Origin of the sequence: Roseofilum sp. SBFL, from assembly GCF_017746885.1 — a bacterium.
Taxonomy (GTDB): Bacteria; Cyanobacteriota; Cyanobacteriia; order Cyanobacteriales; family Desertifilaceae; genus Roseofilum.
In genome coordinates this window covers 1-12,474 of sequence record NZ_JAGHZH010000034.1, presented here as the reverse complement: position 1 = coordinate 12,474, position 12,474 = coordinate 1, and the positions used below count along the sequence as shown (strand labels likewise).

Genomic DNA, 12,474 nt, shown 5'->3' with positions numbered 1-12,474 from the left:
TTCTATTGTGAGTGCAAACTTCCCCATTTTGGCCACAAGGCCTTATCTTAAAAGGGTGACTCAACTGTACCCTGCCCTAAACTCGATCGGGGATCGCCGCTGGTTCAAGCTTATCTGCGGGGCCAGTTACCAACATATCCCTGCTATTCGTAACCTAACGTTGGCTTATACCCTCGCGGGAGCCGACTGTATTGATGTGGCGGCCGATCCGGCTATTGTCGCCGTGGCTCAAGAGGCCATCTTTGCCGCCCGTAGACTCAAGACCCAAACTTGGCAACGCCAACTCGGTCAGCCGGGCAAAAACCACGATCCCCTAATCATGGCTAGCCTGAACGACGGAGAAGATCCCCATTTCCGCAAAGCCGAATTTGACCCATCGTCATGTCCTCCAGACTGTCCTCGGCCCTGCGAAGCCGTCTGTCCTGCACAAGCAATTCAACTGGCCATTCATCCAGAAATTGGTGTGATTGACCAACGTTGCTATGGTTGTGGCCGGTGTATCCCCACTTGCCCCCACAACCGAATTGTGACTCGCTCTTACATTTCCACGCCTCAAACCCTTGTTCCTCAACTGATCGAGGCAGGGATTGATGCCTTGGAAATTCATACCCAGACCTCCCATTATACAGACTTCAAGCGTCTTTGGCAAGCGATCGCACCGCACACGGCATCTGTGCGGTTAATCGCCATTAGCTGTCCAGACGGCGATCGTCTCATCGACTATCTATGGTCTCTCCATGAACTCGTTCACCCCCTCCCCTGTCCTGTAATCTGGCAACTGGATGGTCGTCCCATGAGTGGGGACATCAGCTCCGGAACCACCCACCGCACCATCAAACTCGCCCAAAAAGTTATGGAATCTGGATTTCCAGGAGCCTTACAACTGGCAGGAGGAACGAACGACTATACCGTTCCCAAGCTCAAAAGCCTAGGACTCTTGGGAACCCCAGAGACAAACAAGCTTGGATCGACCTCATACCCATTGACCGATCCAAAATCCCCCATTATAGGTGTTGCCTATGGTAGTTATGCTCGTGTCTTACTCTCTCCCATTTTGGAACCCTTGGAGCCATCCGAAACCCAAACCGATCAATCTTTCCAGGGATTGGCCTATCCCCATATAGAAGACCATCCTGACCTTCTCTGGGCTGGGGTCAAGTTAGCCCATACCCTAATCTCTCAACTCAAACCCCCGCCCCCCTAAGCCAATCCTATTCCCCTATTAAATATCGATTTTATGAACGCTTTTGAACTGCCTCGGATACCTGAAGCCTCCAACGCTCAAAGTCCCAAACAACCCTCAATGGATATGGCCGACGACTTAAAGCAATTGCTCGACATTTTACCGGTGACCATCCGCCACAATTTAGACACCCATACCAACTGCGGTCAACTGATTGAAGTTGTCCTTGATTTAGGTCGTCTCCCAGAAGCTCGATTTCCCAAACAAGCGGCTGAGTATATTACCGACACTCCCGTAAGCCGAGAAGATATTCAATACTGTTTAGATCGAGTCGGTCACTTTGGTGGCGATAACCGAGCGGGTATCGAACAAACCCTGCATCGGATCAGCGCCGTTCGCAACCGTACTGGAGACATTATTGGCTTAACCTTACGGGTGGGGCGAGCCGTCTTTGGCACGATTGGCATGATTCGGGATTTAGTCGAGCGTGGACAATCGATTCTAATGCTGGGTCGTCCCGGTGTGGGCAAAACTACGGCGTTGCGGGAAATTGCCAGGGTATTGGCCGATGAACTCGACAAGCGCGTCGTGATTATCGACACCTCTAATGAAATTGCGGGCGATGGAGATATTCCCCATCCTGCGATCGGTCGCGCTCGACGGATGCAAGTCGCCCGTCCGGAACTTCAGCATCAAGTGATGATTGAAGCCGTGGAAAACCACATGCCCGAAGTGATTGTGATTGATGAAATCGGCACAGAACTAGAGGCCTTAGCTGCTCGGACGATCGCCGAACGGGGAGTCATGTTAGTGGGAACCGCTCACGGGAATCAACTGGAAAACCTGATTAAAAACCCAACTCTTTCCGATTTAGTCGGCGGGATTCAAGCCGTTACCCTGGGCGATGATGAAGCACGGCGACGGGGGTCACAAAAAACAGTTTTAGAGCGCAAGTCCCCCCCTACGTTCGAGATTGCCATTGAAATGCAGGAGCGTCAACGGTGGATTGTCCACGAACAAGTTGATGAAATGATCGATGGTTTATTGCGCGGCCGACAACCCACTCCCCAGGTGCGTACTGTCAATGAGCAAGGAGAAGTGGTGATTAGCCATGAAACCACAGAAAATGGGTTAGCCATTCAACGGCCGACGGGTCGCCGTTCTGGTCATCATGGCCAATCTAATCATCTCACTCCAGTGCCTTTATCTAATAGTGCGGTAGGAGAGACTCAAGGGTGGTCAAAAGCTCAGGGGGTCAAGGGTTGGCGCAGTCAGGGTCATATGTTCCCGGTCTCCAATGACTCTAAATATGCTTCTTTTCCGCAAGCAGTTTCCCCAGAGCAAGAGTCGTTTCATCAGATGTTGGAAGATTCCTTGAGTCGCACTGGGGAACAAGAGCGACCCACCGGGCCCAATGGAGAGGATTGGCCGTTGCATATCTATCCCTATGGGATTAGTCGCCATCAATTGGAGCAGGTGATTCGCACGTTGAATATACCGGTATTGCTGACCAAGGATATTGATGGTGCCGATGCGGTGTTAGCGTTGCGATCGCATTTGAAAAACCAAGGGAAACTCAAACAAATGGCCAGATCCCGCCATCTACCGGTACATACGCTCAAGTCGAACACAGTCCCCCAGATGATTCGCACCCTCCAGCGACTGCTGGATCTCGATACCTCCCATGTCAATGAGGCGATCGACTTAAATCTCTTTGCCCACAGTGGTGCAGAAGATGAGTTAGAAGCTCTCGAAGAAGCGCGCTTGGCTGTAGAACAGATTGTGATTCCCAAAGGACAACCGGTAGAACTTCTGCCCCGCTCTGGAAAAGTTCGCAAGATGCAACATGAACTGGTGGAGCATTATCGGCTCAAATCCGATAGTTTCGGTGAAGAACCCAATCGCCGTCTGCGGATTTATCCGGCTTGAGGCTTACAGCGCTTTGCTTGCGTTATGGAATGCAGGGTTGACTACTCAAAACCTTGTACACAAGTAGGGGTAAAAAATCTCCTACTACCTGTTGCCTAGCGCTTCACTCTATAAGTCAGGCAGGAGTAAGATCTCAGAACTTAACCTCACTCCTGCTTGACTGATTAAAGCAACTGATGATATAGTCATAAACTGGTAGGTAAATAACCTACTGCCCATCAGTTTCACCTGGAGAGGTGGCCGAGTGGTTGAAGGCGCGACACTGGAAATGTCGTTTAGTGGAAACGCTAACGAGGGTTCGAATCCCTCTCTCTCCGTCTTACAATACAACTTACAACGACTATAGTCTCGCTTTTGTTAACGCGACCCGTAAACAGTTACTCACACATAGTTCAAATATTTTTTACCATCAGCCTAAGTTTTTCTACTGATCCCTCAAAGAGGGAGTTTAAGACCCAAAAATTTCGATGATTTTTGGGTGAATTATGATATGCTTAGTGTTTGGGGTTTAAATCCTCCAGGGCGCGTTAGTCCCTGATCTTGGCCAGTCTGTCATCAAGTCCTGCTTAGGACTGCTAGAACTGGCTGAAAGGAAGTGGTGTAAAGGTCGTAAAAATCAAGACAGGTTCGCTAGACTGGAGATTAACGTCAGGGTAAAGAAAGAGAAACCCATGATCAATACATGGGAAGAACTCAATCCTCACCCCATCACTCAATCAGAAGGGAGATCCAAACACTGTGGCCAAAAAAGAAACCGCACAAGTACCAGAAAAAACAGACAACCCCGTAGAGGTTACCCAGAAATTTCTGCAAGGAACGCAAGACGAACTGCAAAAAGTTGTTTGGCCTTCTCGCCAACAACTGATCAGTGAATCTGTTGCTGTAATGTCCATGGTTGGATTATTCGCCTTCCTGATCTTTGCAGTCGATAAACTATTTATTTGGACAGCCAGTCAGGTATTTTGATCATGGTATCAGAGGAGTCTTTTGAGTCCAACCCCAGAGAAACAGACCTCCAGGAAACCGACAACAAACCGGCTGAAAAACCCAGATGGTATGCTGTACAGGTTGCTTCCGGTTGTGAAAAGCGGGTTAAAAATAACCTCGAACAACGCAAGCAAACTCTCAACGTAGCTAACCGCATTCTGGAAGTTAAAATTCCGGAAAAATCAACGGTTCAATTCCGCAAGGGAGGAAAATCTCAACAGACGGTAGAAAAAGTCCTTCCTGGGTACGTCTTGATCCATATGGTTCTCGACGATGAAACCTGGCCTGTAGTCAAAAACACCCCTAATGTGATTAACTTTGTAGGGGCAGAACAAAAACGTCGCTACGGTCGAGGACGGGGGCATGTTAAACCCCTTGCCCTGAGTCCAACAGAAGTCGAGCGCATGTTCAAACAGACCCAGGAAGATAAAACAGTGGTCAAAATTGATATGGCCCCTGGTGACAAAATCCTGGTTTTATCTGGACCATTTAAAGATTTTGAAGGAGAAGTAATTGAGGTTAGTCCGGAACGGAGCAAACTCAAAGCCCTCCTTTCTATTTTTGGTCGAGATACCCCAGTTGAACTAGAGTTCAATCAAGTTGAAAAACAATAAAGTCAATTTAGGATGATTGCCAATGGCTAAAAAAGTTGTTGCTCTGATTAAATTAGCTTTACCTGCGGGTAAAGCTAACCCTGCACCTCCGGTTGGTCCCGCACTGGGTCAACATGGGGTGAATATCATGATGTTCTGCAAAGAATATAATGCGAAAACGGCCGATCAACCTGGAATGGTGATTCCCGTTGAAATCTCTGTTTATGAAGACCGCAGTTTTACCTTTGTTCTCAAAACCCCTCCTGCTTCGGTGCTGATTAAAAAAGCGGCCAAGATTGAGAGAGGTTCAGCCGAACCCAACAAACAAAAAGTAGGAAGCATTACCCGCGCCCAACTGCAAGAAATTGCCCAAACCAAAATGCCTGATTTAAATGCTAATGATATTGAGGCAGCCATGAATATTGTGGCCGGAACTGCCCGAAATATGGGAGTCAAAGTGGTGGACTAGAAGAAGTTTTCTTCTTGTGCTATCATAATAGAATTGTCTACTCTTAAGACAACTGTAATTGAACTAAAGCGGGGGAGAAGTCAGGCCTTCGTTATCCACCCCAGGAGATCCAAAAAAACATGCCTACAAAGCGATCGCGTAGACTGCAAGAGCTGTACAAAAAAGTAGAAGAGCGGCCCTATGAACCCTTAGAGGCCATCGAGTTACTCAAAGAGACAGCCACAGCCAAATTCCCAGAATCGGCAGAAGCCCACATTCGCCTAGGAATTGATCCCAAATATACTGACCAGCAGTTAAGAACGACGGTAGTTTTACCCAAAGGAACCGGGCAGACTGTTCGAGTCGCTGTTATTGCTAGAGGGGAAAAAGTCTCAGAAGCCTCCAGTGCCGGAGCAGATGTCTTTGGTTCGGAAGAACTGATTGATGAGATCCAAAAAGGACGTATGGACTTCGATCGCCTCATTGCCACTCCAGACATGATGCCTAAAGTGGCAAAACTTGGTCGTTTACTCGGTCCCCGTGGGTTAATGCCTTCACCAAAAGCAGGAACAGTAACCTCGGATGTGGCTCAGGCCATTGCTGAAGTCAAAGCGGGTAAACTGGAATTCCGGGCAGACCGCACTGGAATCGTCCATATCCTCTTTGGTAAAGCCGCGTTTAGTGCGGAAGATCTCTTGGAAAACCTCAAAGCCATCCAGGAAACCATCGATCGCAACAAACCCTCTGGTGCTAAAGGCCGATACTGGCGCACCGTTTATGTTTGTGCCACCATGGGCCCGCCGATTGAGGTCGATACTTCCCTCTTACGAGACCTCAAAGTTGGTGAAGCTGCCTAACGGGTACAACTTGCAATGCGTCTAAAACTCTAAACCTCTGAATTTTTATATCGATTCAGCCCAAGATAGCAGGTGCTTGCTGCTTAATTTCCTGCCGAGGCCCGTCGAAAGTGTTCTTTAAATTCCCCATCTCCAGGTCAGTCTAGCCTGGTTGGGTCGATCATTTTCGCTAGCAACGCCCCGGCTACCCTGTCGGGGCGTTGCTTTTGGGCGACTAATGCCAAAGTCGGAGTAATGTCTGACTCAGACCATGGAGGTAACACATCAATGGGGAGAACCCTAGAAAATAAAAAGGCGATCCTCGCCGAACTTCAAGAAAGCTTGAAGGATGCCCAACTCGCTGTTGTCATTGACTACAAAGGTCTATCTGTTGCTGAAATCACTGATTTACGGCGACAACTGCGCCCAACAGGAACCACCTGTAAGGTAACCAAGAATACCCTGATGCGTAAAGCCGTAGAAGGGGATGAAGCTTGGGAACCGATGAAGGAGTTCCTGGCCGATGCTTCAGCCTTTCTGCTGGTTAAAGACGATATTGGTGGGGCAATTAAAGCCTACCAAGGTTTTCAAAAAGCCACCAAGAAAACCATTCTTCGGGGTGGGGTCATGGAAGGCCGTGCCCTCTCCGAGGAAGAGATTAAAGCCATTGGTGACTTGCCTTCTAAAGAGGAACTTATTGCTCAAATTGCTGGGGCAATCAATGGTGTGGCAACCAAACTGGCGGTTGGAATTAATCAAGTTCCATCCTCTATTGCCCGTGGCCTTCAGGCCTACGTGGACAAAGAAGGAGGGGACGCTGGCAGTGATGCTGCTTAGAATCCCCTTCACCCGATCGTAAATGACTAATACGGAGTATACCTAACTATGTCTGCTGTTACTGACGAAATTGTTGAAAAGCTGAAAACCCTTTCTCTGCTCGAAGCTTCTGAATTGGTTAAGCAAATCGAGGAAGTCTTTGGGGTGAGTGCTGCGGCTCCGGCTGGTGGCATGATGATGATGGCTCCTGGTGCTGGCGCTGCGGCTCCGGCTGAGGAAGTGGAAGAGAAAACCGAATTTGATGTGATTCTGGAAGAAGTTCCTGCTGATAAGAAGATTGCCATTCTTAAAGTGGTTCGTGCCCTTACTGGCTTGGGTCTGAAGGAAGCCAAGGAAATGGTGGAATCTGCGCCTAAACCGATTAAAGAGGCAGTGGCTAAGGATGCGGCAGAAGATGCTAAGAAGCAGCTTGAGGAAGCAGGCGCTAAAGTTAGCGTTAAATAGAGAACCATTGGCCTGAATTGATATACTTTGAGGGGGGATTCAATCCCCTCTTTTCTTTTGTTTAAACTCTTGTTTTCTCTCTGTAGGCTTTTTTTATGACAACTCGCAATCCGGTTTTACTCATTCATGGCATTGATGACACTGGAGCGGTGTTTAGGAAAATGGCTGTGGTGTTAGAGGGTCAAGGATGGTTGACTCATGCTCTAGATTTAGTTCCCAACAATGGCCAAGTGGGTTTAGATCGGTTAGCAGAACAGATTCAAGGGTATGTAGAGCGAACGTTTAGCCAAGATACACGCTTCGATATAGTTGCCTTTAGTATGGGAGGAATCATTAGCCGGTACTATTTACAGCGCTTGGGAGGGCTAGAGCGATGCGATCGCTTCATTACGTTATCGTCTCCCCATCATGGTAGCTTAATGTCCTACGTGCGACAAAATCCTGGCTGCGTGCAAATGCGCCCCAATAGTCAGTTTTTGCAAGATTTAAATCGAGATTTCGATCGACTGAACTCCGTTCAATTTACTTCCATTTGGACCCCCAACGATTTAATGATTTTGCCTGCTAAAAGTTCCAATGTTCCTGTGGGGAAAAACATCACGGTTCCTGTTCTGATTCATCCTTGGATGTTAACGGACGATCGCATCATTGAGTTAGTGGGTCAATACCTGAAGAAAACAGGAGTGGGTTAGGACAGTTAGGTTAGGGTTTGAGGCAATAGGCAATAAAAAATGTCCTAACTCTCCCTATCCCCCCGTTACAGCGCAAAGCGCTCGAATTTGGTTACATCGTTGTTCATAAATGGAATCATTGAGAACGGGAGAGAGTCGATCGCCAGAAATCGTAATTTGTAGATCGATCCAAGATTTACAGCCGCCATAACTGGCATCGTAGGGAACGATCGCTGGTTTCGATAAGCGGTAAACTCGCAGCAGGAGAAGAGAGAGCGGTTTTTGGGGCTTCCAGCGCAGGCGATCGCTGATAAAGTCTTCAGTCCAAATCTGTTCGGCAAACAAGTTGTGAAATAATCCCTGAATTTGCTCCGGTTCCGTGAGTTCTAAAACATCGGTAACCTTTGCACCACTACTAATGGTAATTTTATCAGGATGCCATCCAGAAGGAACTGGCTTAACTTGAGCCGCATAGACTGGTTTTAGTAAAGAGGGTTTTTGATGCTCATAAGTCGGATAGAGCCAAATCCAATCCCGATCCACCTGAAAGCGTTTTTCGGTTTCTTGAATGCCTCCTTTGCGCCAAAGGCAGATGATTTCGCCCGTTTCTAAGGCTTGGATGGCGATCTCCCATTCTTTTAAGGCACGAGTCGTTGACAACACCATACTTATTGATCCTCAATTAAACTTACGGAATGGGTAAACTAACTACAAACGTTGTGCCTTGGGTCGCGTCAGGTGGATAGGCGGCTGGACTAAAAACGTTCAGGCTTCCCTGCATTTGCTCCGTTAAATCTTTAGCGATCGCCAAACCTAAACCCGTTCCAGGAATCTCCCCCTCAGCTTGAACCCCTCGATAATGGCGCTTAAAGACCTCAGTTAGATCCTCTGGGGGAATACCTGGGCCGGTATCACTAATGGCAATCAGCAGTTGATTTTGAGTCTCGCGAGCCGTGACCTGTAGATATATCGTTCCTGGAGCGGGTGTGTATTTAATTGCATTTTCTAAAAGATTATTCAAAACTTCCGTTAACGCCGTGGGATCGACTTCCATGAGAGGTAAATTAGCCGGAATTTGACCATTAAGACCCAATCCCTTATCTTGAGCGATCGCCTCAATAGACGGTAAAAGAGCGTCTAAAATCTCTTCAATAGCGCACGATTGAAGCGTGAGGGAAATCTGACCTAGGGAAGCCGGAAGTTGGGGTACAGAGGAAGGGGTTGCACTCAACAGTCGCTGTTCTGAAGGATTCTCCCCATTCAGACGGTTCCCTGACACTTCTAGGGAATCCATCGATTGGTTAAAATATTGGAGCAAATCCTGGAGGCGAGTACTTTCGCGCAGAAGATTCTCGGCGATCGCCCGATTCGGATCGGCAGCAGGCAATCGTTTCAGCAGCAGTTTACCAAAGGTTCGCAGAGCGGTTAGAGGATTACGGAATTGATGGAGAAAATTATGGAACAGTTCATGACGCTTCGTTTGCAGCGTACTCTGTTGTTGATAGCGATGTTCAGACCATTGACCCCGTTGATCCAACAAACAGGCGATCGCCAATGTATTCGTAATATGTTGAATTTGTTCTCGCTCGAGTTCATTCCATTGCCGATCCTCCCGTTGGGTGACTAAAAACCCCATCAACATTTTTTGTTTTACCAGCGGTAGGATCAGTTGATGAGGTTGCGGCAGGACTTTCGATGCGGCTGATTCCAACTTCGGATCGAGGGGATTGGGTAAAGAAGGAGCAAGACCTTGCAAGTATCCCTCATAGGGAAGAAAAGAGATCGGCTTCAACTCCGTCCAAGGAGTTGCCCGATCCGGGTAAGCGGCGATCGGAATCAGTTGGGTAAACGACCGGTCTAGATGGTGTTCCGTTAGATAAACTGCACTCAAAGATGCTCCCAACGATTGGGTCAACAAGGAGATTTGCGATCGACACAGTTCAATAAAGTCCGAACTGGCAGGCCTTAACATGAGGATAGAACTTAAGCGGGGACGTTAGGAATTCACAACATTACACATTCGAGGAATACCCAAAGTGAATTCCATTTTCCCTATTGTAGTGGTTTCCGCGACTTCAGTGACTTTAGCCGGTTCTACCGATGGGGATCTGTATAGGGATCGCGTCAGTATGATTAGGGACTTTTGTTGATTTATCTTAAGACTGATTGATTTTTTTCATAGAAACCGATATAATCTGCACGTATTTTGTAACCACAACTACATCTGTCTGCTAAAAGGGGAGGTAAGGAGATTTGGCTAGGAGACGTAAGCGCAAAAGTCGTCGTCGCCAGGAAGGACGGCGTATCCTCGAACAAGTTCCTCAGTATAGCATTGAAAGCGGAGAAGATAAACCCGTAACGGCAGCTCGAAAATTTATTCGCGCTCAAGGGATTATCCCACCCGCTTTATTATTGGTCAAGCGGAACGAGCATACCACAGATCGGTATTTTTGGGCAGAAAAAGGTTTATTTGGCGCTCAATATGTTGAGGAAAACCATTTTCTGTTTCCCAGTTTGAAACATCCGGATGACCTTCAACCCCCATCAATGCTACTGGGAGCTGTCATAACTGAAGCCAAACAAGTTGATACACCTTATCCGATCGGATAGCAGCGTGTCAAGCTTCAGGTAACTCAGGGAGCTAATGAGGCAGAGTTTCAGCTTAACTCTGCCTCATTACAAAGCAAAGATTGTAAGGCTTTCTGAAGTTCAGCCAGTTCATCTCGGTGCGCTCTGACCGCAATTAGACTTTGCGCCGTTTTCGTGGATGACTCAAGAGATTGAACTTGTAGCTCCACTTGTTCAGTGCGATAAGCGCCCTTCCAGTAGAAAAGACCTGCACCCGGGGCAAGGAAGACGATCGCCCATAGGATTGGGGGAAAGTCAGACCATACGGTAGAAATTACAAGATTACCACAAAGTAGGCCAAGAGTAGCTAAAAAAGAGAGAAAAATGGCTAAAAACCAACTGGGTTGAACAGTCCCCTCAAAGGTGATTTTCTGGGTTTGGCTCTCTAGAGCAGTAACCTGGTAGGCTCGGTTGTCAAAATAGGTTTGCAGTTGGGGAAGTAATTCTTCTTCTGTGATGTTAGCAATGAGGGTGATTTCTTCTGTTCGGTCTTTAACGGAGGCTCGAATAAAGAAAAAGAGACCGATACACAGCAGAAGGGTAAGGATTAGGAGAGGAATTAAGGCAGGATTTTCGCCGATCATGTCAGGGTTTAAAGTATAGAAGACGTTTTCAGTATTTTACGATGTGGCCATGAAGGTGAGAGAAGTTGGGGAACAGGGGCTTTTGCAGCGTCTCTTCCGGTTTTGTGCTGCCCATAGAGTGGGGGATGATGGGGCAGTGTTGGATCTGACTCCAGGATACCGCATGGTGGTGACCACGGATGTGTTGGTGGATGGAGTCCATTTTAGCGATCTCACGACTCCCCCCCATGCCGTTGGATGGCGAGCAGTAGCGGCTAATTTATCAGATTTAGCCGCTATGGGTGCTTGTCCCCTAGGGATCGCCGTGGGGTTAAGTTTAACGGCAGATACAGAGGTGGAGTGGGTTGAGTCACTTTATGAAGGGATGAATGACGGTTTAAAACCCCATGAGACTGCCATTATTGGTGGGGATGTAGTGCGATCGCCGGTTATTTCCCTTAGTATTACCGCTTTGGGACAAGTTAAACCCGATCGCCTCTGTCAACGCCATACTGGAAAGCCCGGCGATCTTATTGTGGTCACAGGGGTTCATGGAGCCTCCCGTGCTGGCCTAGAATGTTTGTTAAATCCTCAGTGGTCGATGACTTTGTCACCCGGCGATCGCCAAAAATTCATTAAAGCGCATCAATATCCCAAACCGCGCTTAGATGTTCTACCCAAATTATGGAATTTAAAGCCGCAACGGATCGCCGGAATGGATAGTAGCGATGGGTTAGCCGATGCCTTAGATCAAATCTGTCGCGCCAGTGGCGTTGGCGCTAGGATTGATTTAAGTCAAATTCCCACTGCTCAGGGTTTAAGCTCTGTACTTTCTGAAGCCAAGATTCGCCATTGGACTTTTTATGGAGGAGAAGATTTTGAGTTAGTGTTGTGCCTTCCTCCAGAAGTCGCTCATCCTTTCGTGGAGACATTAGAGGGAGAGGCGGCCATTATTGGAGAATTAATAGGGGGCGATCGCATTGAACTGATCGATCGTCACGATCGACAAAACCCCAATTTGACCTTAGATCGAAGTTGGGGATTCCAACATTTTCCGCTTTCATGAGGTACATGTGCCTTTACCCATAACTTTGCCGGGAACTGAACCATAATATTGCCAACTCCCCCTACAGAAAGCTTATTAGTTTGTCACTAAGATCTGGACATCGATCGTTTATCGAAGCATAATATTGCCAGAAGTCCAAAGATGGAATTATATAGCAAAGAAAGGGAGCGTTAGGACAGTATCTTAAAAGCTTCTATGATGGCATCATAAAGGGATTCACACTGGTTCTTGAGTTTTCCCACCTCCTTCTTCAGCCGCTCCCAAAAGTGTTCAATTTTATTCAAATCTG

The 12,474-nt window shown here is 47.6% G+C and carries 14 protein-coding genes, 1 tRNA gene and 1 other annotated feature; of the genes, 12 read left to right on the top strand and 3 right to left on the bottom strand.

Going from position 1 to position 12,474, the window contains the following annotated elements; translation table 11 throughout:
• The first annotated feature begins 55 nt into the window (after nt 1-55).
• The 10 genes from ldpA (at nt 56) to J7545_RS03450 (ending at nt 7,949) form a co-directional block, all read left to right on the top strand.
• Nucleotides 56-1,204, top strand: a complete 1,149-nt coding sequence (ldpA, locus tag J7545_RS03495; RefSeq protein ID WP_318699880.1) for a circadian clock protein LdpA — start codon at nt 56-58, stop codon at nt 1,202-1,204.
• Between the two features lie 99 nt (nt 1,205-1,303).
• Nucleotides 1,304-3,112, top strand: a complete 1,809-nt coding sequence (locus J7545_RS03490) for a R3H domain-containing nucleic acid-binding protein (RefSeq protein ID WP_413038565.1) — start codon at nt 1,304-1,306, stop codon at nt 3,110-3,112.
• A 230-nt stretch (nt 3,113-3,342) separates the two neighbouring features.
• Nucleotides 3,343-3,429, top strand: a tRNA-Ser gene (locus J7545_RS03485).
• Nucleotides 3,430-3,850: 421 nt separating this feature from the next.
• A complete protein-coding gene (gene secE / locus J7545_RS03480) occupies nt 3,851-4,078 on the top strand; it encodes a preprotein translocase subunit SecE (RefSeq protein WP_271943008.1) in 228 nt (75 codons plus the stop codon).
• A 2-nt stretch (nt 4,079-4,080) separates the two neighbouring features.
• Nucleotides 4,081-4,713, top strand: coding sequence for a transcription termination/antitermination protein NusG (nusG, locus tag J7545_RS03475; RefSeq protein WP_318699878.1), 633 nt, complete (start codon nt 4,081-4,083; stop codon nt 4,711-4,713).
• A 22-nt stretch (nt 4,714-4,735) separates the two neighbouring features.
• Nucleotides 4,736-5,161: a 50S ribosomal protein L11 gene (gene rplK, locus J7545_RS03470; protein WP_271943014.1), complete on the top strand. Its 426-nt coding sequence runs from the start codon at nt 4,736-4,738 to the stop codon at nt 5,159-5,161.
• Between the two features lie 119 nt (nt 5,162-5,280).
• A complete protein-coding gene (rplA, locus tag J7545_RS03465) occupies nt 5,281-5,997 on the top strand; it encodes a 50S ribosomal protein L1 (RefSeq protein WP_318699877.1) in 717 nt (238 codons plus the stop codon).
• A gap of 41 nt (nt 5,998-6,038) precedes the next feature.
• Nucleotides 6,039-6,213 (top strand) — a sequence feature (ribosomal protein L10 leader region).
• A 51-nt stretch (nt 6,214-6,264) separates the two neighbouring features.
• Complete coding sequence (gene rplJ, locus J7545_RS03460) at nt 6,265-6,813, top strand: 50S ribosomal protein L10 (RefSeq protein WP_318719137.1); 549 nt, start codon at nt 6,265-6,267, stop codon at nt 6,811-6,813.
• A 48-nt stretch (nt 6,814-6,861) separates the two neighbouring features.
• Nucleotides 6,862-7,257: a 50S ribosomal protein L7/L12 gene (gene rplL, locus J7545_RS03455; RefSeq protein WP_318699875.1), complete on the top strand. Its 396-nt coding sequence runs from the start codon at nt 6,862-6,864 to the stop codon at nt 7,255-7,257.
• 95 nt (nt 7,258-7,352) lie between these two features.
• Nucleotides 7,353-7,949, top strand: coding sequence for an alpha/beta fold hydrolase (locus J7545_RS03450; RefSeq protein ID WP_318699874.1), 597 nt, complete (start codon nt 7,353-7,355; stop codon nt 7,947-7,949).
• Between the two features lie 54 nt (nt 7,950-8,003).
• On the opposite strand, the gene J7545_RS03445 is transcribed toward J7545_RS03450, so the two are convergent.
• Nucleotides 8,004-8,594 carry a DUF1802 family protein gene (locus tag J7545_RS03445; protein ID WP_318699873.1) on the bottom strand — a complete coding sequence of 197 codons (591 nt, stop codon included), beginning with the start codon at nt 8,592-8,594 and terminating at the stop codon, nt 8,004-8,006.
• A gap of 22 nt (nt 8,595-8,616) precedes the next feature.
• Nucleotides 8,617-9,900 carry a sensor histidine kinase gene (locus J7545_RS03440; protein WP_318699872.1) on the bottom strand — a complete coding sequence of 428 codons (1,284 nt, stop codon included), beginning with the start codon at nt 9,898-9,900 and terminating at the stop codon, nt 8,617-8,619.
• A gap of 281 nt (nt 9,901-10,181) precedes the next feature.
• Here J7545_RS03440 and J7545_RS03435 point away from each other — a divergent pair, with 281 nt between their 5' ends.
• On the top strand, nt 10,182-10,538 hold the full coding sequence (locus tag J7545_RS03435) for a DUF3155 domain-containing protein (protein WP_318699871.1): 357 nt from the start codon (nt 10,182-10,184) through the stop codon (nt 10,536-10,538).
• A 47-nt stretch (nt 10,539-10,585) separates the two neighbouring features.
• Here J7545_RS03435 and J7545_RS03430 read toward each other — a convergent pair whose 3' ends face one another.
• On the bottom strand, nt 10,586-11,140 hold the full coding sequence (locus tag J7545_RS03430; RefSeq protein WP_318699870.1) for a cofactor assembly of complex C subunit B: 555 nt from the start codon (nt 11,138-11,140) through the stop codon (nt 10,586-10,588).
• Nucleotides 11,141-11,189: 49 nt separating this feature from the next.
• Here J7545_RS03430 and thiL point away from each other — a divergent pair, with 49 nt between their 5' ends.
• Nucleotides 11,190-12,185 (top strand): thiamine-phosphate kinase, encoded by a 996-nt coding sequence (gene thiL / locus J7545_RS03425; RefSeq protein ID WP_318699869.1) that lies wholly within the window; start codon nt 11,190-11,192, stop codon nt 12,183-12,185.
• The last annotated feature ends 289 nt before the right edge of the window (nt 12,186-12,474 follow it).